At 61.1% G+C, this 20,029-nt stretch carries 18 protein-coding genes; 8 read left to right on the top strand and 10 right to left on the bottom strand.

All coding sequences use genetic code 11. The annotated features are described in order from the left end of the window. Positions 1-267: 267 nt before the first annotated feature. The 4 genes from hpnD (at position 268) to E4P32_RS07320 (ending at position 4,118) form a co-directional block, all read left to right on the top strand. Positions 268-1,101 (top strand): presqualene diphosphate synthase HpnD, encoded by an 834-nt coding sequence (gene hpnD / locus E4P32_RS07305; protein WP_116432589.1) that lies wholly within the window; start codon positions 268-270, stop codon positions 1,099-1,101. 53 nt (positions 1,102-1,154) lie between these two features. Further along, positions 1,155-1,514 carry a YxeA family protein gene (locus E4P32_RS07310; protein ID WP_116432588.1) on the top strand — a complete coding sequence of 120 codons (360 nt, stop codon included), beginning with the start codon at positions 1,155-1,157 and terminating at the stop codon, positions 1,512-1,514. Next, positions 1,498-2,844: a hydroxysqualene dehydroxylase HpnE gene (gene hpnE, locus E4P32_RS07315; protein ID WP_116432587.1), complete on the top strand. Its 1,347-nt coding sequence runs from the start codon at positions 1,498-1,500 to the stop codon at positions 2,842-2,844. Before E4P32_RS07310 ends, hpnE begins: the two co-directional genes overlap by 17 nt. A gap of 134 nt (positions 2,845-2,978) precedes the next feature. Then, on the top strand, positions 2,979-4,118 hold the full coding sequence (locus E4P32_RS07320; protein WP_116432586.1) for an alpha-hydroxy acid oxidase: 1,140 nt from the start codon (positions 2,979-2,981) through the stop codon (positions 4,116-4,118). Between the two features lie 101 nt (positions 4,119-4,219). Here the strand turns inward: E4P32_RS07320 and E4P32_RS07325 are convergent, their stop codons facing one another. From E4P32_RS07325 to E4P32_RS07350, 6 genes are all read right to left on the bottom strand, one after another. Further along, positions 4,220-4,906 (bottom strand): ankyrin repeat domain-containing protein, encoded by a 687-nt coding sequence (locus E4P32_RS07325; protein WP_116433844.1) that lies wholly within the window; start codon positions 4,904-4,906, stop codon positions 4,220-4,222. Positions 4,907-4,917: 11 nt separating this feature from the next. Then, complete coding sequence (locus E4P32_RS07330; protein ID WP_116432585.1) at positions 4,918-5,697, bottom strand: TatD family hydrolase; 780 nt, start codon at positions 5,695-5,697, stop codon at positions 4,918-4,920. A gap of 63 nt (positions 5,698-5,760) precedes the next feature. Then, positions 5,761-7,233 carry a PepSY domain-containing protein gene (locus tag E4P32_RS07335; RefSeq protein ID WP_116432584.1) on the bottom strand — a complete coding sequence of 491 codons (1,473 nt, stop codon included), beginning with the start codon at positions 7,231-7,233 and terminating at the stop codon, positions 5,761-5,763. 2 nt (positions 7,234-7,235) lie between these two features. Then, positions 7,236-9,434 (bottom strand): TonB-dependent receptor, encoded by a 2,199-nt coding sequence (locus E4P32_RS07340; protein WP_233526528.1) that lies wholly within the window; start codon positions 9,432-9,434, stop codon positions 7,236-7,238. A 120-nt stretch (positions 9,435-9,554) separates the two neighbouring features. Continuing rightward, on the bottom strand, positions 9,555-10,097 hold the full coding sequence (locus E4P32_RS07345; RefSeq protein WP_116432582.1) for a response regulator transcription factor: 543 nt from the start codon (positions 10,095-10,097) through the stop codon (positions 9,555-9,557). Then, positions 10,094-11,428, bottom strand: coding sequence for an ATP-binding protein (locus E4P32_RS07350; RefSeq protein WP_167735674.1), 1,335 nt, complete (start codon positions 11,426-11,428; stop codon positions 10,094-10,096). The genes E4P32_RS07345 and E4P32_RS07350 overlap by 4 nt, the downstream gene beginning before the upstream one ends. Before the next feature lie 329 nt (positions 11,429-11,757). On the opposite strand from E4P32_RS07350, the gene E4P32_RS07355 reads away from it, so the two are divergent. After that, a complete protein-coding gene (locus E4P32_RS07355; protein ID WP_116432580.1) occupies positions 11,758-13,977 on the top strand; it encodes a TonB-dependent siderophore receptor in 2,220 nt (739 codons plus the stop codon). Between the two features lie 94 nt (positions 13,978-14,071). Here E4P32_RS07355 and E4P32_RS07360 read toward each other — a convergent pair whose 3' ends face one another. The 4 genes from E4P32_RS07360 to mltG form a co-directional block, all read right to left on the bottom strand. Further along, on the bottom strand, positions 14,072-14,575 hold the full coding sequence (locus tag E4P32_RS07360) for a GNAT family N-acetyltransferase (RefSeq protein ID WP_116432579.1): 504 nt from the start codon (positions 14,573-14,575) through the stop codon (positions 14,072-14,074). 72 nt (positions 14,576-14,647) lie between these two features. Next, on the bottom strand, positions 14,648-15,676 hold the full coding sequence (locus tag E4P32_RS07365; protein WP_116432578.1) for a DNA polymerase III subunit delta': 1,029 nt from the start codon (positions 15,674-15,676) through the stop codon (positions 14,648-14,650). A gap of 32 nt (positions 15,677-15,708) precedes the next feature. Further along, complete coding sequence (gene tmk / locus E4P32_RS07370) at positions 15,709-16,317, bottom strand: dTMP kinase (RefSeq protein WP_116432577.1); 609 nt, start codon at positions 16,315-16,317, stop codon at positions 15,709-15,711. Between the two features lie 36 nt (positions 16,318-16,353). Then, positions 16,354-17,334, bottom strand: a complete 981-nt coding sequence (gene mltG / locus E4P32_RS07375; protein ID WP_116432576.1) for an endolytic transglycosylase MltG — start codon at positions 17,332-17,334, stop codon at positions 16,354-16,356. A gap of 96 nt (positions 17,335-17,430) precedes the next feature. Here mltG and E4P32_RS07380 point away from each other — a divergent pair, with 96 nt between their 5' ends. The 3 genes from E4P32_RS07380 to E4P32_RS07390 are packed head-to-tail and all read left to right on the top strand — an operon-like array spanning position 17,431 to position 19,610. Beyond that, a complete protein-coding gene (locus tag E4P32_RS07380) occupies positions 17,431-18,465 on the top strand; it encodes a folate-binding protein YgfZ (protein ID WP_116432575.1) in 1,035 nt (344 codons plus the stop codon). A gap of 36 nt (positions 18,466-18,501) precedes the next feature. Further along, complete coding sequence (locus tag E4P32_RS07385; protein ID WP_116432574.1) at positions 18,502-18,789, top strand: DUF4936 family protein; 288 nt, start codon at positions 18,502-18,504, stop codon at positions 18,787-18,789. Further along, positions 18,780-19,610: an NRDE family protein gene (locus E4P32_RS07390; protein WP_116432573.1), complete on the top strand. Its 831-nt coding sequence runs from the start codon at positions 18,780-18,782 to the stop codon at positions 19,608-19,610. The genes E4P32_RS07385 and E4P32_RS07390 overlap by 10 nt, the downstream gene beginning before the upstream one ends. Positions 19,611-20,029 lie beyond the last annotated feature (419 nt).

Genomic DNA, 20,029 nt, shown 5'->3' on the forward strand with positions numbered 1-20,029 from the left:
GGCTGTCGTTTTGTGTTTTTATCAACAGCACCGGCACAAATTCCTGCAGTCCTTGCGGAGCTTGCCGCCGGTCATCAGTCATGTCTTGTTGCCCTCAGCTTAATGTACAACGTCTGCTGCTGCAACCAGCTTTCACTGTAATTGCAGAGGCGCGCCGCCGTGCCGGAACGCGAAGCAGATTGCCCTCGGCCCCCTAGTCGGCTAGCATAGCGGCTTCTTGCATGACGGCGGCTTCACGGCGCCTGCTTTTTTACCTCATTCCACTTCATGTCTCCAGACGAATATTGCCAGCAAAAAGCTGCCCAAAGCGGCTCCAGCTTCTACTACAGCTTCCTGTTCCTGCCGCCGGAACGCCGCCGCGCCATCACCGCGCTGTACGCGTTCTGCCGCGAAGTCGACGACACCGTGGATGAAATCGAGGATGCCGGCATCGCCCGCACCAAGCTGATGTGGTGGCGCAAGGAAATTGCCTCCATGCTCAACGGCAATCCCAGCCATCCGGTAACACTGGCGCTGCAACCGCACGTGGCGACCTATGGACTCAAGGGCGAGCATCTGCAGGCCATCATCGACGGCATGGAAATGGACCTGGATCAGACCCGCTATCTCGATTATCCCGGCTTGCAGCGTTATTGCTGGCACGTCGCCGGCGTGGTCGGCATCCTGTCGGCCAGCATCTTCGGCGTGACTCAGGGCGGCACGCTGCTGTTTGCCGAAAAACTCGGCCTGGCGTTCCAGCTCACCAACATCATCCGTGACGTCGGCGAAGACGGTCGCAAGGGTCGGATTTATTTGCCGGTCAATGAATTGCAGCAATTCAACGTCACCGCCGCCGACATCCTGAATGCGCGTCACAGCGAAAATTTCGAGAAGCTGATGCGATTCCAGGTAGAGCGTGCTCAGCGTGTCTACGATGAAGCGTTCGCATTGCTGCCAAAAGAAGACCGTCGTGCACAACGTCCCGGCCTGATGATGTCCGCCATTTACCGCACGCTGCTTACTGAAATCGAGCGCGACGGCTTTCACGTGCTGAATCAGCGCATTTCACTCACGCCGATACGCAAGCTCTGGCTGGCCTGGAAAACCTATATTCGCGGCTGAACTTTAGCGCGGTCGGGACGTCAATTCACTTTCCGAAATTGACGGGCCGAAGCATGAAACGCATTTACGTACTATCGCTGCTCGCCGGCGTTGCCTTTGCCATCTGCGTGGTGATGAGCCCCGGCTTCAACGAGCTTCTCAAGCGCGTCGGCAAGGACGAGTTCTATGTCTACGTAGTCGATCCCGGCAAGAAGATCCTGCCCGGCGCCTATGTCAGGCAACACTATGAATACAGATTGCCGGCCGTCGGCGAAAGCGGCGCGCAAAAAACGCTGACTTTCACGGCGACCAAGCAGTTGTCACTCGACACTTATCTGCGGCTGTACGTGTCTTCCGCCGGCCAGGTCACGGCATGGGAAGAAGTACAGCAGCGCGAATTACCGGACCGGATCAAGAATGGGAACATTCCCTGACAAGAAAAGCAGTGATCACATCGCCGTCATCGGCGGCGGCTGGGCCGGATGCGCCGCTGCCGTCACCCTCGCCAAGAGAGGCAAACGCGTCAGCCTGTTCGAAGCCGGCCGCACCCTCGGCGGCCGCGCACGCCGCGTAGACATCGACGGCCGCACGCTCGACAACGGCCAGCACATCCTCCTCGGCGCCTATCGCTCCACCCTCTCCCTCATGAAAACCGTCGGCATCGACGCCGAGCGCGCGATGTTGCGCCTGCCGCTGCAAATGCGCTATCCGGCCGGCGCCGACGGTATGGATTTCGTCGCGCCGCGCCTGCCGGCGCCATGGCACATGCTGGTCGCCTTGTTTCGCGCCACCGGGCTGACGCGCGAGGACAAGCTGGCGCTGGCGCGCTTCTCGACCACGGCGCGCTGGATGGGCTGGCAGTTGCATGATGATTGCTCCGTCACTGAACTGCTGGAACGCTTCGATCAGACCGACCGTCTGAATCGCCTGATGTGGACACCGCTGTGCATCGCCGCGCTCAACACGCCGCCGCAACGCGCCTCGGCGCAGGTATTCCTGAACGTGCTGCGCGACAGCCTCGGCGCACGCCGCGCCGCCTCCGACATGCTGATTCCGCGCACCGATCTGACGGCGCTGTTTCCGCAGCAAGCAGCCGCTTTCGTGGAAAGCCACGGCGGCAGCGTCACCTGCGGGCAGGCTGTTGCTTCTGTCTCTGTCTCCGCAGCAGAAGACCGATGGAATGTCGCGTTCAAACAAGGCGCCGACCCACAATCATTCGACGGCGTGGTCATCGCCACCGCGCCGGAAGGCGCCGCCGATCTGCTCGAGGGTTTATACGATACGGCTACGCTGCGCGCGTTCGCCTACGAGCCGATCACCACCTGCTATCTGCAATACCCGACGGCGGTCAGGCTGGAACAACCCTTCTTTGCATTGACTGACGATGCCGACCTTGCAGCCTGGGGGCAATTCGTGTTCGATCGCGGCCAGCTCAACGGCGTTGCTGCCGATGCCGGCTTGCTGGCGGTCGTGGTCAGCGCCGCCGGCGACGCCATTGCCGAAGGGCATTCTGCTCTGGCCGCCGGCATCGCCGCTCAACTGGCGAAACAACTGGGCGATCCACAACTGCAGACGCCGCTCTGGACCAAAGTCATCTCGGAAAAACGCGCGACCTTTTCCTGCACACCCGGCCTGCTGCGGCCGGACAATACCGGCATGCCCGCCGGCCTGGCGCTGGCCGGCGACTACGTTGCGGGCGACTATCCGGCAACGCTGGAAGCCGCCGTACGCAGCGGGGTTGCCGCAGCCGCGCTGTTCGTCTGACCTCTCCACGCCTGCACGAATTTTATTCAGCGAAACTTTTCATGTTTCTGTCAAAGGGATTCACCCCATGACGCGCTGGATTGATCTACGATACGGTCAAATTTCATAGATTTAACCTATTTTGGAGAAGAAACATGCCCGTGATCACCTGTGTTGAAGACTTGCGCGTGCTCGCAAAGAAACGGGTTCCCAAGGCGTTTTACGACTATGCGGACAGCGGCTCGTACACCGAGAGCACCTATCGCGCCAACACCGACGACCTGGCTGCGCTGAAGCTGCGCCAGCGCGTGGCGATCAACGTCGACCAACGCTCCACTCGCACCACCATGATCGGCCACGACGTGGCCATGCCTGTGGCGATCGCCCCGACCGGCCTGACCGGCATGCAATGGGCCAACGGCGAAATGCTGGGCGCGATTGCCGCAGAAAAATTCGGCATCCCCTTCACCCTGTCGACCATGAGCATCTGCTCGATTGAAGACGTCGCCAGCGTGACCACCAAGCCGTTCTGGTTCCAGCTCTACGTGATGCGCGACCGCGGCTTCGTCAAGTCGATGATCGATCGCGCCAAGGCGGCCAAGTGCTCGGCGCTGGTTCTCACGCTCGACCTGCAGATCCTCGGCCAGCGCCACAAGGACCTCAAGAACGGCATGTCGGTGCCGCCAAAGCTGACGCTGGACACGCTGATGGACCTGGCCAGCAAACCGGGTTGGGCGCTGCGCGCGCTGACCGGTCGCAAGACCTTCGGTAACCTGGCCGGCCACATCACCGGCGGCGGTAGCGGCATCCAGACGCTGAGCCAGTGGACCGCCAGCCAGTTCGACCCGACCCTGAACTGGGACGACGTCGCCTGGATCAAGGAACAATGGGGCGGCAAGTTGATCCTCAAGGGCATCCTCGACGTTGAAGACGCGAAGCTGGCTGCACAAACCGGCGCCGATGCGCTGGTCGTCAGCAACCACGGCGGTCGCCAGCTGGATGGCGCGATGTCGTCGATCGAAGCGCTGCCGGCGATTGCCGAAGCAGTCGGCGACCAGATCGAAGTCTGGTTCGACGGCGGCATCCGCAGCGGCCAGGACATCCTCAAGGCCACCGCTCTCGGCGCCAAGGGCACCATGATCGGCCGCGCCTTCCTGTACAGCCTGGGCGCCATGGGTGGCGAAGGCGTGACGAAGATGCTGCAAATCCTGCACAAGGAACTCGACGTCAGCATGGCCCTGACCGGCACCAAGGACATCAAGGACGTCGGTCCGCAAATCCTGATTCGCCGCTGATCCGTCGCTGATACGGCATTCAGGCGTTGCAAACAAAAATCCCGGCTCGCGCAAGCGTCGCCGGGATTTTTTATTATGCAGAACGATTCTGCACGGAAGGCTTACTCAGGTTTTTGCTGCGACCACGGCGTGTGCTTGCCGGTCAGCTCTTCCACGGTTTCCTTCTGGTCGAAATGACGCGCCAGATCCAGCGCAGTCATGCCGTCGGCGTTCTTCAACGTGACGTCGGCGCCCTCTTCCTTCAACAAACGCACCGCCGCGGTCCGGCCGCGTACTGCAGCCAGCATCAGCGGCGTCATCTTGTCGTCGGGCGATTCCGCGTCGATATAAGCCGATGCATCCAACAGCAGCTTGATGGTCTCGGGCCGGCCGTTGATGGCGGCGTAATGCAGCGCGGTCCAGCCGGGACGATTGACTTCCACTTCCTTGTCCAGCAACAGCTTGACGACGTCTGTCTTGCCGTAGAAAGCGGCCACCATCAATGCCGTGTCGCCGTTCTTTGCCTTGGCTTCGAGATCGATGCCGGGCGTATTGAACAGCACATTGAAGGCCTTCATCGAATCTTCGCGGATAGCCAGCATGAGCGCCGAATAGCCGCGCTGCGGCTCAACCATGTTCGGTCCCAGACCGCGCTTGATCAGATCCTGCAACTCGCGCGGTGCGTCCATCTTGACTGCGATGAAATAGTCTTCGTAGGTACCGGCATGTACAGGCGTCCATATTGGCAATGTGCACAGGGCCAGCACTACTGCCGCGACGGGAGCGGAAAAGAAACGGCGATTCGGCATGCAGGCGATCCTCATTTGGCCATCTTGAACAACGTGAAGAAATTCTCGGTAGTGTGGCGCGCCACTTCGTCCACCGGGATGCCGCGCAAGTCGGCGATGAACTCCGCCACATGACGCACAAGGCCCGGCTCATTGGTCTTGCCGCGATGCGGCACCGGCGCCAGGTAAGGCGAGTCGGTTTCGATCAGCATGCGTTCCAGCGGAATCGTGCGCGCCACTTCCTGCAAGGCCTTGGCGCTCTTGAACGTGACGATGCCGGAGAAGGAAATGTAGAAACCCAGTTCGATCGCCGCGTCCGCCACTTCCTGCGATTCGGTGAAGCAATGCATGACGCCGGCGGCGCCGCCGGCTTCCGGATTGGCGCCCTCTTCGCGCATGATGCGGATAGTGTCTTCCGAGGCGGAACGCGTATGGATGATCAACGGCTTGCCGGTAATGCGCGAGGCGCGGATGTGCGTGCGGAAACGCTCACGTTGCCATTCGAGATCGCCCTGCAAGCGGAAATAGTCGAGCCCGGTTTCGCCGATGGCGACGATACGCGGATTGTCGGCCAGTTCAACCAACTGCTCGACGCTCGGCTCGGGCGTGTCTTCATAGTCGGGATGGACGCCTACCGACGCATAGATATGCGGATATTGTTCCGCCAGCGCCAGCACCTGCGGAAACTCGGGGAGGTTGACCGATACGCACAAGGCATGGCTGACGCGGTTCTCGTCCATCTTGCCGAGGATATCCGGCAGGCGCGCGACGAGTTCGGGGAAATTGATATGGCAATGGGAGTCGATATACATGATGGGCGCTATTTTACGCCATCGCCCCGCTGCCGGCCTTTCCAGGCACCGCTCGCACGAACGTCAATGCCGCAGGCGCCGCACTCCGATCACCACGCCGGTCAGGCTCAGCGCCAGTCCGCCCAGGCTCAGGATAATCAGCGCAACGTCCCACAACGGCCGGCTCGACAGCAACACCGGCAAATCCCAGCTGTGCAGGAAGGCGAACAACCAGCGCTTGACGCGTTGCGTGCTGTCCAGTTTGCCGAGCACCACGCCCGTGGCCGGATCGACGTGCACCCAGGTCTGTGCCGTATCGGCATAGCGCAGGCGCAACACCGGCAAGGGATGGCGCATGCCGCCCATCATGGTGTGCGCTTCGCGGCTGTAGTAATACGGGTCCTCCCGCTGCAGCAGTTCGCTGCCGATGAGCGGCGCATCGACCAGCTTCGCCGCTGCGCGCATGACTTGTTCTGGTGGTACGCCTTCGTCTACACGGCGTTCGACAACGTTGATCATGCGCGTGCGGCCGGCGCCGTTGACGGCGATCAGGTAAGGCTTGCCGTCCAGCATGTGCCAGCGCAATTCGCGCGCCTTCCACGACGCTGGCAACAGGCGCAGCGCGTCGCCGCTGCCGAGCGGCCAGTTCATCGGATCAAGCATGGCGCCGGCATAGGCGCGCCGGTTCAGCTCGACGCCGCCACCTTTGAACAGTCCCCATGGATTCATCGACATCAAGCCGCTGAACACCCAAGTCAACGTGATGCCGGCGAACGCCAGTCCGATCAGGTGGTGCCAGCGCATCACCGGTTCACTGTACGGTGTCTTCGCGCCGGAACGGAAACGTCCGCGAAAACGCCAGCGCCAGATGCCGATCACGCTGCCGCTGACAGCCGCTAGCAAGCCCGCCAGCGACAAATAGATGACGATGTGGCTCCACGCGCCGTCGAGCGGACCGCCGCGAAACGCGTACAGCCAATGCAGCCAGGCTCCGGCGTAATTCCACACGCGTTCGGTGTGCGTCGCCTTGCGCACGACCTCGCCGGTGGTGCTGGAGACGTAGAGCAAGGTCTGCTCCGGATCATCCATCTGTACACGATGCAACGGCCGGTGCAGGTCGAGTCCGCGCGTGTGCGTCCAGGTGTCCTCGTCAACGCGATCCAGGTACTGCGGCGTGGCGCCCGGCATGAAAACACGCGCCGCCGCTAGCGCATCCTTGACGCCGACATCGGCGACGGTTGCACCGCTGATCGCATCAACAGCGATAACTTTCTTGCCGACGCCAAACTGATATTGCGCTCGTCCCGCCACGCTGGTCAGCACGATGGACGACGGTCGCGCGTCGGCAGGCAACGCACGCGCCGCCTCACCGACCGCGATGCAGCAGCGGGCCGCATCAAGATCCGGCAGCCGCGCCAGCCGCTCAGACTGGGTCAGCTTGGGATAGCCGACGTACATCATCACCACGCCGCTGATGAACCACAGCAGCATGAACAGGCAGGCAACGATGCCCAGCCAGCGATGGATCAGGAACAGCCAGCGTTTGGCGCGCTGCATGCTCAGAAATTCGCCAGCACGGCGACTTCAAACGTGCGCGGCGCACCCAGATAAAACATCGGCGTGCTGGTGATGTTGTCGGCGTAAACCTTGTCGGTCAGGTTCTTGACGCGCGCGGTGATGGTCGCCTTGTTCAGCTTGCGGCTGATGCTGGCGCCGAAGATCGCATACCCCGGTGCGCTCACGGTGTTGGCAGTATTACCGTACACAGACGACACGGCGCGCGCATCGACGCCGGCGTTCCAGTCGGGCAGGAAGGCGTAATCCAGCCAAAGATTGGCGACCTTCGCCGGCGTATTGGTCGGACGATTGCCGGCGCGTGAGACTGCGACGCCGCCGACGCTTTCGGTGAAGTTGTCGTACTGCGCGCGCACCAGCGACAGATTGCCTTGTACGCGCAGACTCTTGACGGGACGCACGCCGAACGCCAGCTCGACGCCGCGTGACGACTGCTGCCCGACCGGCACGGTGACGTTGGGATTGGTCGAGTCGGTCACGGCCAGGTTCTTGCGCGTGATGGCGTAAGCCGAAATTGTCGCGTTACCGCGGCCGTCCCAGAAGTCGAACTTGCTGCCGGCCTCTACCTGGTCACCCGTGGTCAGGTCGAAATTCCTGACCTGGCTGAAGTTGGCAGTGGTCAGCACGCCGGCCGGCGGATCGGCGGCGGTGCTGTATTGCACGAACAGATTGGCTGTCGGCGTGATATCCCACACCAGCCCGGCACGCGCGGTGGTCGGACGATAGGTGTTTTTGAAATAGGCCGGATCGGTGACGCTGACGGTGCGCTGATTCTCCACCTCAAGCTCAATGCGGTCATGACGCAAGCCGGTCACCAGCGCCAAAGACGGCAACAGCCGCGTGCGGTTTTCGAGGAAAGCGGCAATCGTGGTGACACGATTGCTGCGGTCCGGCACAAAGTCGGAGGTCATACCGGGAATCGAAAAGAAGGCCTCGGTGCTGAAATTGAGCGGATTGACGCTGCTGATCGGACCGGCCACCGTGCGCGGGAAACGCGTCATGCGATTGACGCTGTAGTCGACGCCGCCGGCCCATTCCGACTCGAGCGCGCCGAGCTGGCCGCGATGCTGCCATTCAAAGCGATTGCCGGTCAGCTCCTGGGCGTGGCGCTGCAGGAAAGCCGATGAACGCACCACTTGCGTGTTGGTGGCGTTGTAGCGATAGACCTCGACGTTGCGATAATCGCGCAAGGCGTTGTAGTGATAAAAAGTATTCTTGAACGAAGTCTGATCGGACAAACGATAGTCCACGATGGAGCGGAACCACTCGACGGTTTGTTCGTACACGCCGTCATTGGCGTTGTAGTTCTTGAAGCGCGTGGCCGGGTCGATGCGGCCGGTTCCTGTGGTCGGATTCAGCAGCGGCGTACCCCAGTAAGGACGATCGACGTGTTCCTGCTGATACTCGTAGGCGAGCGTGTGTGAAAGCTGCGGTGTGATGTCGGTCAGCAGCGACAAGGCGCCGGTCAGCGCGCGACGCCTCTCGCCGTCGACGTAACCGTCGCTGCCACTGCGGCTGAGATCAATGCGCAAATAGTTGATGACGCCGTCCCCGTCTCCCGCGCTCAGTTTGCGATTGAGCCCTGCCGCTACGACGGATGAATTGTTCGATCCGTAGCTGCCGTACAGCTGGGCCAGGTCGCCGTCGCGATTGGCCTGTTTGGTGATGTAGTTGATCGCCCCGCCCACCGCCCCGGCGCCATGCACGAAGCCGGAGGCGCCGCCGACGGCTTCGACGCGATCATAGATCCAGCTGTCGATGGGCCGCGCCGAGATCGAGTCGTATTGCACCGTGATGCCGTTGAACAGTTGCGTGATCTGCGATGCCGAAAAGCCGCGATAGGAAACGAATCCCGCCTGTCCCGGCGGCGCCGAAGCGGTCACGCCGGGAATGCCGCGCAGGATCTGCTGCGTGTCGCCGGCCCCGCGCGCCTCGATGGCGGCACGGTCGATGATACTGATGCTGCCCGGGGTATCGCGCACGCTCAGGCCGAGACGGCTGGCGGTGGAGGCGCGCTGGTCGAGTGGAAGTTTTTCGTTGGGTTCGTCGCGCGTGTCGCGCACTTCGATAGGCTCAAGCACGTCGTTCGCCGCGAAGCTCGCGCCGCTGCACAAACCGAGCACCGCAACGGCGATCGCGCGTCGGCGCGGCAATGACAGCACCTGCCTGAAAAACTTCTTCACTATGGTTTCCCCCCATGGAATAAAGGGGGCCATGCTAGAGGCTCAGGTGCGGCTTGGGAATGCGACAGATTGTCGCAGCGTGCGATAGCGGCAGCTTGCGCGCTATCGCACGCACCGAACTTACTTGGCGACGGGGCGTTTCGCCAGCTTGCGCTGCAACGTGCGGCGATGCATGTTCAGGGCGCGCGCCGTGGAAGAGATATTGCCCTGATTTTCCACCAGCACGCGCTGGATGTGCTCCCACTCGAGGCGTTCAACCGACAGTGGCGCGGCGGCGTCGGTGCTATCGAGGTCAGTGGAAGCGTCGTTGGCACTGTGCTCGAGCGCCGACAGGATGGAATCGAGGTTGGCCGGCTTGGCCAGATAGTTGTCGGCGCCGGCCTTGATCGCCTGCACGGTCGTGGCGATGCTGGCATAGCCGGTCAAGACCAGCAGACGCGCATGCGGCAGTTTTTCGCGCAGCGGCGCGATCCATTGCAAACCCGAATCCTGCTGCAATTGCAGGTCGATGGTGGCGTAATCGAAATCGGTTGCAGCGGCAGCCTTCAGTGCATCTTCGCCGCTGTGCGCGACGGTCGCAGAGAATCCCCGGCGCGACAGTGAACGCGCCAGCGTGGAGGCGAATACGTCGTTGTCGTCGAGGATCAGGAAGGCTGCACTCATGTTTTTTTCTGATTGAGAAGAAGGCGATTGGGAGAGATCAGCGGCAAGGCCAGCGTCGCGCAGGCGCCCCGCCCTGCCGTTCCGGTCGCGGCGGCAAGCGTCAGCTTCCCGCCCATTTGGCGCGCCGTGGCAAAGGCCAGCATCAGGCCGATCCCCTTGCCGCCGGTGCTGCTGCGCACAGGCTCGTAACCGAGGCGTTTCAGCAATTCCGGCGCGATGCCGGGACCGTCGTCGGCGACGCGAATGATAGCTGAATTCATCGTCGAACTTGCAACTGCGTCTTTTTGCAGACTCAGCACTACGTCGACTTTGCCGTTTTCAGCGACCGCCTGGGCGGCATTGTCGAGCAGGGTCTGCACAACCTGTCCGATCAGCGCCGGCGCCGTATCAAGCAGATCCGGCGCAGCTTGCGGCAAGGTCAGGCGAATCGACACTGCCGGATGGCGCAGGCGCCAGCTATCGACGAAATGTCGCAACCAATCGCTCAGGCTGACCGGCGCAGCCGTATCGGTTTGCCGCACCTGCACATCCATGCCCATACGATCGAGCGCCGTCTTGCAGACTGCGATCTGCTCTTCCACCACGGCCAGATCGTCGCGGTACATGGTCAGCGCATTGTTCCGTCCGGCCTCGATGCGCAGCTCGCCCGCGATCACCGCGACGGTCGCCAGCGGCGTGCTCATTTCATGCGCGGCGCTGGCGGCCTGCGTGCCGAGCGCAACGATGCGCTCATCCTGCAACTGCTGCTCACGCGCCTGCGCCAATTGGGCGTCGCGCGACCTCACCGTGGCCGACATGCGCGTCACGAACCAGGTGATCAGCGCTGCCGACATCACGAAATTCACCCACATTCCGGCCAGGTGATACGCCATGGCCTGGTCGTGATCATGGATATGCAGCGGCTGGTACAGATACGTCAGTGCGGAATAGCAGGCGAGCGAATACAGCGCCAGGCCGAAAGCGTAGGCCGACGGCAGCACCGCCGCGGCCACGGCCAGCGCCGGCAGATAAAAGGAGACAAAGGGATTGGTCGCCCCACCCGTGAAATACAGCAAGGCCGACAAGGCGCTGACATCGATGCAAAGCTGGAAGAACAGTTCCGGCTCGCGCACAGGTTGCGGCAGGCGCATGCGCAGCCATGTGAGGCCGTTGAACACCAGCATCAGCCCAAGCACGGTGCACAAGGGCGCGAGGGGGAGGCTCAATTCCATGCCGTAGATGGCTGAAGCCACGAGCAAAGCCTGCGCCAGCGTCGTCACGCAGCGCATCCAGAACAAGCGCAGCAGCAACTGATGCTGCGACAACGGGCGGGAAAGGGAAAGTATCGGCATGCAGGGATTATATGCCCCTCTGCGTCCGCTCCATGCCGTACAGCGCAGGCCGGTACCTTAAAAAATACGATCGGAAATGAACAAAACGGCGTCCGCAAAATAGAAAAATGATTTCCGAGAAGCAAACAGGAAACCGGAGCTTACGCACCAATATCGATCCATTGGATGAAAAATTACAACAGTCGGGCCTAAAATTAAAATGAGAATGTAAACAATAATGATTCTTAACTATAATTATTCATTCCATTGTTGTCAGCCTGCATATTTACCCAAGTCAATACCGCTCAGTAGCTCGGGCAGTAAAACCGACCCGTCATTCAAAGGACTCCATGTACTACCGTCGCACCCCTGTAGCCGCCGCATTGGCGCTCGCTTTCATCGTTCCCCTGACCTACTCGCTGCCGGCCGGCGCGCAAACGGCGCCGACGCAGACTGACGCCGCCAAGCCGGACCAGGCGCTGCCTTCGGTAACCGTCAATGCATCTGCCGATGCATCCTCGGAAGGTTTGCCGCCAGCCTACGCAGGCGGCCAGGTGGCGCGCGGCGGCCGTGTGGGCTTCCTCGGCAACAAGGACTTCCTCGATACGCCGTTCAACAGCATCGCCTATACCGAACAACTGATTAAAGACCAGCAAGCCAAGGGCGTCGGCGACGTACTCCTGAATGACCCGACCATCCGCGTTACACGCGGCTATGGCAACTATCAGGAGTCATACATGATCCGGGGTTTCATCACCAACTCGGACGATCTGGCCTATAACGGTTTGTACGGCCTGCTGCCGCGCCAATATGTAGCGGCTGAAATGCTCGAGCGCGTGGAAGTGTTCCGTGGCGCCAGCGCCTTCCTCAACGGCGCCACGCCTGGCGGCAACGCCATTGGCGGCACGATCAACCTGTTGCCCAAGCGTGCGTCGTCCGAGCCAACCACACAAGTTACCGCAGGCGTCGAATCGGGTGGCCAGACTTATGTCGCCGCCGACATTGGTCGCCGCTTTGGTCCGGACGACCGCCTGGGCCTGCGCCTCAATGCCGTGCGCCGCGCCGGCGGCACTGCCATCGACAACGAAAACCGCGAACTGAACATGGCGACCATCGGCGTCGATTACCGAGGCAACAGCTTCCGCCTGTCGGCCGATCTCGGTTTGCAGGAGTACAACCTGACCTCTACCCGTCCCAGCGTGCGCATTGCGACCGCCCCGGCCGGTTATGTGCCGTCGGTGCCAAGCGCTTCCTCGAACTATGGTCAGAAATGGTTTTACTCGAACGAACGCGATCTGTTCGGCACCGTGCGCGGCGAATGGGATCTGGCGCAAGATGTAACGTCGTGGTTCGCGCTGGGAATGCGCCAGGGCACGGAGAACAACAGTCTGGCCACACCGAACGTCAACGCCACCAATGGCAACTTTACCTCCAACCGCTTCGACAATTCGCGTGAAGACTATGTCTGGACCGGCGAAGTCGGTATCCGTGGCAAGTTTGCCACCGGCGGCGTAAAACACTCGGTAAGCGCATCCGCCTCCAGCTATTGGCAGGATTCGCGCAATGCCTATGCGATGTCGACGAACGTAGCGACCACCGGCAATCTGTATTCGCCAAGCAGCTCGGCGCAACCGGCACTCAACTTCTTCGGAGGTAGTCTCGCCAGCCCGGAAACCACGACCAAGACGCAACTGTCCAGCATCGCGTTGGCTGATACGCTGTCGGTCCTGGACGAGCGTCTGCAACTGACGCTGGGAGGACGCTATCAGCGCCTCAAAACGATCGGTTACGACTACAACACCCATCTGCAAAACAATTATTACAATAACGGTACCGTCACACCGGTTGCCGGCATTGTCTTCAAATTGACCAAGGAAGTGTCGTTGTACGGCAATTACATTGAAGGTCTGCAACCGGGCACGAAGGTGTCGGATACAACCGCCACCAACTTTGGCGCCCTGCTGGCACCGTACAAATCGAAGCAAAAAGAAGTTGGCGTCAAATATGATGCAGGAAAGATCGGTCTGACTGTGGCGTTATTCAGTATCGAGAAGCCAAACGTCATCACGGTTGGTCCTACCGCCAACCCGACCTACACCACCAGCGGCAAACAGGAAAACCAAGGCGTGGAAATCGGCGCCTTCGGTGAACCAGTTCGCGGCTTGCATTTGCTCGCCGGTCTGACCTTGCTGGATGCCAAGCAAAAGCGTACCCAAAATGGCACCTATGACGGCAAGAATGCCATCGGCTCTGCAAAAACTATGGCTAACGTCGGTGCCGACTGGGATATCCCGGGCGTACAAGGTCTGGCGGTCAGCGGTCGCGTGATCTACACGTCCAAACAATATGTCGATTCAGCCAACACCCAAGGGATTCCTGCATGGACCCGCCTGGATGTGGGTGCACGCTACGTGACCGACATCGGCGGCAAGGCTGTAACCCTTCGTGGCGGCATCCAGAACCTGGCGAACCGCAGCTACTGGGAATCGGCGGGCGGATCTTCTGCTCTCGGGTATCTGGTGCAAAACGCACCACGTACCTTCATCACCTCGGCCTCGATCGATTTCTGATCGCAGCAGTTTCGACAAAACAAAAAGGGAAGCCTCGGCTTCCCTTTTTCATTCTCGGATCAAAATAACTTCCGGCGATCTCAACGCAGATGAATCAAGCCACCCGCTTCCCCAGAATCACCAGATCCCGCTCCACGCCATCGAGCGTCGCCACGCGTGGCATGTTGGCCCAGCGCTCGAAGGCGAATGCTTCAAACAGCTTCAGGCTCGGTTCATTGTGGCCGAACACGAATCCCAGCAGCGTATGCACCTTGATCGACGGTGCGAAGGCAATCGCCTGTTCGAGGAAATAGCGGCCGAGGCCTTGCCCGCGCGCCTTTTCATGCAGGTAGACCGACAATTCCGCGGTGCCGGCATAGGCCGGGCGGCCGTAGAAATTGGAATACGACAACCAGCCGATGATCTCGCCGTCGCGCTCGGCGACCCATAGCGGGCGCTTGTCGGCGGTGTGCTCGTCAAACCAGGCCTGGCGCGAGGCCACGGAAACGGGTTCGGTATCGGCGGTGACCTGGCGCGATGCGACGGTGCTGTTGTAGATGGCGACGATGGCGTCGAGGTCTTGCGGACGCGCCAGGCGATGGGTGTATGCAGTGCTCATGACAGATTCAACTGATGTAACTGGTAATGGTGGAGATGGCGGAGGCGTTCGCAAGGAACGCCTCCGCCCGTTTCAGGCAAACAGCGAAGAGTACTCGATCAGCATTTCTTCGATAAACAGCCGCGCCGACAAGGGATGGTCGGCAATCGCGCGGCGGTCGTTGGCGGCCTTGAGCGCGGTGGCGATGGTGACCGTGTCGATGCGTCCGCTCAATGCGCCGAGCTCCTTGCTGTAGCGCGGATAATAGCGAATCGGTCCGCCCGACTTCAGCGCAAACAGATCGTACAGCCAGCGCTGCTGCCAGCCGACCAAGTCGGCCACCGGCGTTTTCTGCAGGCGTTCGGCGGTCTTCAGCGCGACGTCGATGCCGGGATGGCACAAGGAGCGCAGGAATTCGTCCATGACCTCGCGGCCATCGCCCTGTGAAGCGTTCAACGCCGCCAGCGGCGCGCCGCCCTGCTCCGACAGCCAGACATCGGCGTCCTTGACGTTTTGCTGTTTGAGCCAGGCCAGGCCCTCGTCGTGCGATGGCAAGGCCAGTGCAAATTTACGGCAACGCGACAGGATGGTCGGCAGCAAACGGTCGAGCCGGTTCGAGACCAACAGGAACATGGTGTTCGGCGGTGGCTCTTCCAGCGTTTTCAGCAACGAGTTGGCGGCGGGTGTGTTCAGCGCTTCGGCCGGATACAGCACCACCACGCGCATGCCTGAGCGATGCGTCGAGACGTTCATGAAGTCGGCCAGCGCGCGGATCTGGTCGATCTTGATTTCTTTTGACGGCGTCTTGCTGGCCTTGGCGGTTTTCTTTTCTTCGCCGTCGCCGTCATCGCCGCCGTCTTCGCCGTCGAGAACTTCCGGACGCACGCGACGGTAGTCAGGATGGTTGTATTGCGAGAACCAGCCGCAGGAGGCGCAGGCGCCGCAGGCGTGGCCGTCGGGTTGCATGTCTTCGCACAGCAGCGATTGCGCAAACGATTCGACGAAATCGGTCTTGCCTATGCCTTCAGGGCCGTAGAACAGGATCGCGTGCGGCAGGCGCGCGCGCAGCTGCTGCAGTTGCAGCCAGCTGTCTTCAAGCCAGGGGAAAACGGTGTTGCTCATGCGTGTTCAGTCATGGGTGGTGGGCAATCGGATCAGACCGCGTCCAGCAGCTGCGCGATTTCCTGCTGGATATCGGCGATGGCGCGGGTCGAATCGATGACGCGGAAACGCTGCGGGAATTGCGCCGCGCGGCGCAGGTATTCGGCGCGCGTGGCGGCGAAGAAATCAGCCTTCTCCTGCTCGAACTTGTCCAGCGTGCGTTCGGCATCGAGGCGCGCGCGGGCTACTTCCAGCGGCACGTCGAACAACAGTGTGAGGTCCGGCTGCAGGTGCGGATGCACCCATTGCTCGAGGACATTGAGCTTGTCGAGCGACAGGTGGCGACCGCCGCCCTGGTAGGCGAAAGTAGCGTCGGTGAAGCGATCGGAAATCACCCAGTCGCCGCGCGCCAGCGCCGGTTCGATAACCTGTGCCAGATGTTCACGACGACCGGCGAACATCAGCAGCGCCTCGGTTTCCAGGTGCATCTTCTGATGCAGCACCATCGCGCGCAGGCTCTCGCCCAGTTCGGTGCCGCCCGGTTCACGCGTGGTCACCACCGTCAGGCCGCGTGAGCGCAGCAAGTCGGCGACGAAGGCGATGTGGGTCGACTTGCCGGCGCCGTCGATGCCTTCGAAAGTAATGAATTTGCCAGATGCCATGGAGGTCGTGATGGTGGAGATGATCGTGATGGACGGTCAACGCTGGTACTTGTTGACCGCTTGGTTATGTTCGCTCAGGTTGCTGGAAAAATGACTGGTGCCGTCGCCGCGCGCCACGAAGTACAAGGCTTCGGTCTTGTCCGGATTCATGGCTGCTGCCAACGATGCCGCGCCGGGAAGCGCGATCGGTGTCGGCGGCATGCCTTTGCGGGTGTAGGTATTGTAAGGCGTGTCGGTCAGCAGATCGCTTTTGCGGATCACCCCTTGGTAGCGCTCGCCCATGCCATAGATCACGGTCGGGTCGGTCTGCAGCAGCATGCCGGTCTTCAGGCGGTTGACGAATACGCCTGCAACCATGCCGCGCTCCGATTTCTGGCCGGTTTCCTTCTCGACGATGGAGGCCATGATCAAGGCGTCATAAGGCGTCTTGTAGGGCAAGGAAAGGTCGCGCTTGCTCCAGGCCTCGTTGAGGCGCTTGCTCATCAGCGTGAACGCCTGGCGATAGATCTGCATGTCGCTGGCGCCTTTGGCGAACAGGTAGGTGTCGGGGAAGAACAAACCTTCCGGCACGGCGAACTCGGTGGTCAATTTGGCCAGCAATTCGGCGTTGGACAGCGCGGCGGTGTCGTGCTTGAGCCCTTTGTGGTCGGCGATGGCCTGGCGCATCTGGCGGAAATTCCAGCCTTCGATGATGGTCAGCGACTCTTGCGCGAACTCGCCGCGCACCAGTTGATCCAGCAGGCGCAATGGCGTCGCGCCCGGTTTCAGCTCGTAACTGCCGGCCTTGATGCGATTGCCCTTGCCGCTGCCGCGCGCCAGCAAGGCGAACAGCACCGGATTGACCGGCGCGCCGGCATCGGCGATCTGCTGGGCGGCGCCGTTGATGCCGGCGCCCGGGGTAATGGTGAATTCAACGGCCTTCTGGCCTTCTTCGATGATCGGCTGGCTCAGCCAGTAAGCGGCCCCGCAGGCGGCCAGGACACAGAGCAGGATGAGGGTATTGAATATTTTTTTCATTGGAGAAGCAAAATCAGCGCAATCCGACGCGCTTTTTCCAGCGCCACTATAATCGAGGCATCAATGATAATCGCTGTTAGCCCAGTAACCTAATTTATGACCGATCAGACTCCGACACGCTCTGCGTGGCACACCTTCCTGGACCAGCAAGGCTCGCATCTCCCTGCTGACGCCGACGCCGCGCTGCCGGACAATTTCGTCGCCCCGCTCAACGACCTCGGCCTGATTTCGCTGACCGGCGACGACGCCGCGTCCTTCCTGCATAACCAGATCACCAACGACGTCGAAAAACTCGACCTCGCCAACGCGCGCCTGGCCGGCTATTGCACCCCCAAGGGCCGTCTGCTGGCAACCTTCCTGATGTGGAAGGATGCCGACCAGATCGTGCTGCAACTGCCGCGCACGCTGCAACCGGCGATCCAGAAGCGCCTGCAGATGTTCGTGCTGCGGGCCAAGGCCAAGCTGGCTGACATCAGCGAGCAGCGTGTGACGCTGGGTCTGGCGGGTAATGCTGCCGCGACCGCCCTGCTGCAATGGTTTCCACAATTGCCGGCGCAAGCTTATGGTAAAGCCGACAACGAATACGGCACCCTGGTGCGCGTAGCCGACAGCCGCGGTGCGCCGCGCTTTCAGTGGATCACGTCTGAAGAGCAGGCACTCGCCGCCTGGCCGGTGCTGACCCAGACACTTACGGCGGCCGGTGCCCAAGCCTGGCGCCTGAGCGACATCTACGCGGGCGTCCCGACGATTACACAACCGACGCAGGAGCAGTTCGTGCCGCAGATGATCAATTTCGAGTTGATCGGCGGCGTCAATTTCAAGAAAGGCTGCTATCCCGGCCAGGAAATCGTCGCGCGCAGCCAGTACCTCGGCAAACTGAAACGCCGCAGCGTGCTCGCGCTGGTCGCCGCCGGGCAAGTCGCCGCCGGCGCCGAAGTGTTCTCCAGCGAAGATCCGGGCCAGCCTTGCGGCATGGTCGTCAACGCCGAGCCGGCCGGCAACGGCAATTCGGCATGCCTGGTGGAAATCAAGCTGGCTGCCGCTGAATCGGGCAGCATCCATCTGGGCAGCGTCGACGGTCCCCCGCTGCATTTGCAGACGCTGCCGTACGAGTTGACGGACCCGCAGTAAGCGCGCCCAGCGACACTAGCGACCGGAGCCCCGTCGATGGATCTTTATATTTATTACCGCGTGCCTGTCGGCAAATCGGAGCAGCTTGAACAACAGGCGGTGGCGCTGCAGGCGCGCCTGTCTCAGCAGCACCACGTCGCCACCGAACTGAAGCGCCGGCCGCAGGACAAGGACGGTTTGCATACCTGGATGGAGGTCTACCTCGATACCCCGGACGGCTTTGAAACCATCGTCGAGGAAGCGATCAACAGCTCCGGCTTGCCGGCGCTGATCGACGGGCCGCGTCATACCGAATATTTCCTGGATTTTTCACCATGTGCCTGATCATTTTCGCGTGGAAAGTCATCCCCGGCATGCCGCTGATTGCGGCAGCCAATCGCGACGAGTTCTACAACCGCCCGGCCAGCGCCGCCGGCTGGTGGGAAGACCAGCCCGACATTTACGCCGGCCGCGATCTGCAAGCCGGCGGCACCTGGCTTGGGGTAACACGCAACGGCCGCTTTGCCGCACTGACCAACGTACGCGCACCGACTGAAAAACGTCCGGATGCGCCCTCGCGCGGCAAACTGGTGTCGGATTACCTGGCCGGGACATTCACTCCGGAGCAATACGTCGAGCACATCCGCGCCGATGCCGGCCAGTACAACGGCTTCAACCTGGTCGTCGGTGATCGTGAAACCCTGCTGTGGTACTCCAACAAGGGCGACGAAGACCCGCGCAACGGCAAACCGCTCGGCTATGGCGTCTACGGCCTGTCCAACGCTCAGCTCGACACACCCTGGCCCAAGCTCACGCGCGCCAAGGCGCAATTCGCAAGCCTGCTGTGCCAGGGAGCCCCGGAAGAAACCTTTTTCGAACTGCTCAGCGACAGCACGCGGGCCAACGACTGCCGCTTGCCGAGCACCGGCGTCAGCCAGGAATGGGAACGCATCCTCTCTTCCATCTTCATCTGCTCGCCCGACTACGGCACCCGCGCTTCCACGGTCGTGCGTGTGCCCATCGTCGGCGAACCGGTCCTGAGCGAACACGTCTCGGATCCGGTAACGTCCTGCCAGTCGCCGCCGACAACTGAGCCGCAACAGAAGAAATCACCGTGCAAACTCAAGCTCAAACCAGAAATCGAGAGCCCTGAAAGTCCCAGCTGAGGCGGGCTCCGGTTAAAATAAGCAGGCATTATCACCAAAACGCATATCTGATATTTGAGAAATAAAGTAGATGGTTTTTGTGCGGAGCATTAAAGTTACACCTGTCTCCTCCAATTTCCTCCTTAAAGAATTGGATTTAAGCCCGCACCGTCAGGTCGCGGGCTTTTTTTTCGCCTTTTCTATTTGCCGTTTTTGCCCACCTGCGCGCAAACCCGCATTCCACTGCTCCCTCTGCCAAAAATCATGCTGCACTGCAGAATGACTAATCACGTCAAACGGAACACAATAGCTTTAAATAAATCCAGTCCTCAAGAGGCTGCGAGGAGACCCGGACCCGTAACGTGCCCCCATTCGTTATGGGTCTTTTCTTTTGTGCAGCGCTGATGCTCAAGAGACTGTTGAGAAGACGGTAGCAAGCG

Source organism: Herbaspirillum sp. 3R11, assembly GCF_004563925.1.
GTDB lineage: Bacteria > Pseudomonadota > Gammaproteobacteria > Burkholderiales > Burkholderiaceae_D > Herbaspirillum.

Excerpts from the sequence above, each read along its gene's own strand:
- hpnD (WP_116432589.1), top strand. The coding sequence starts at position 268 with ATGTCTCCAGACGAATATTGCCAGCAAAAAGCTGCCCAAAGCGGCTCC.
- E4P32_RS07310 (WP_116432588.1), top strand. The coding sequence starts at position 1,155 with ATGAAACGCATTTACGTACTATCGCTGCTCGCCGGCGTTGCCTTTGCC.
- hpnE (WP_116432587.1), top strand. The coding sequence starts at position 1,498 with ATGGGAACATTCCCTGACAAGAAAAGCAGTGATCACATCGCCGTCATC.
- E4P32_RS07320 (WP_116432586.1), top strand. The coding sequence starts at position 2,979 with ATGCCCGTGATCACCTGTGTTGAAGACTTGCGCGTGCTCGCAAAGAAA.
- E4P32_RS07325 (WP_116433844.1), bottom strand. The coding sequence starts at position 4,906 with ATGCCGAATCGCCGTTTCTTTTCCGCTCCCGTCGCGGCAGTAGTGCTG.
- E4P32_RS07330 (WP_116432585.1), bottom strand. The coding sequence starts at position 5,697 with ATGTATATCGACTCCCATTGCCATATCAATTTCCCCGAACTCGTCGCG.
- E4P32_RS07335 (WP_116432584.1), bottom strand. The coding sequence starts at position 7,233 with ATGCAGCGCGCCAAACGCTGGCTGTTCCTGATCCATCGCTGGCTGGGC.
- E4P32_RS07345 (WP_116432582.1), bottom strand. The coding sequence starts at position 10,097 with ATGAGTGCAGCCTTCCTGATCCTCGACGACAACGACGTATTCGCCTCC.
- E4P32_RS07350 (WP_167735674.1), bottom strand. The coding sequence starts at position 11,428 with ATGCCGATACTTTCCCTTTCCCGCCCGTTGTCGCAGCATCAGTTGCTG.
- E4P32_RS07355 (WP_116432580.1), top strand. The coding sequence starts at position 11,758 with ATGTACTACCGTCGCACCCCTGTAGCCGCCGCATTGGCGCTCGCTTTC.
- E4P32_RS07360 (WP_116432579.1), bottom strand. The coding sequence starts at position 14,575 with ATGAGCACTGCATACACCCATCGCCTGGCGCGTCCGCAAGACCTCGAC.
- E4P32_RS07365 (WP_116432578.1), bottom strand. The coding sequence starts at position 15,676 with ATGAGCAACACCGTTTTCCCCTGGCTTGAAGACAGCTGGCTGCAACTG.
- tmk (WP_116432577.1), bottom strand. The coding sequence starts at position 16,317 with ATGGCATCTGGCAAATTCATTACTTTCGAAGGCATCGACGGCGCCGGC.
- mltG (WP_116432576.1), bottom strand. The coding sequence starts at position 17,334 with ATGAAAAAAATATTCAATACCCTCATCCTGCTCTGTGTCCTGGCCGCC.
- E4P32_RS07380 (WP_116432575.1), top strand. The coding sequence starts at position 17,431 with ATGACCGATCAGACTCCGACACGCTCTGCGTGGCACACCTTCCTGGAC.
- E4P32_RS07385 (WP_116432574.1), top strand. The coding sequence starts at position 18,502 with ATGGATCTTTATATTTATTACCGCGTGCCTGTCGGCAAATCGGAGCAG.
- E4P32_RS07390 (WP_116432573.1), top strand. The coding sequence starts at position 18,780 with ATGTGCCTGATCATTTTCGCGTGGAAAGTCATCCCCGGCATGCCGCTG.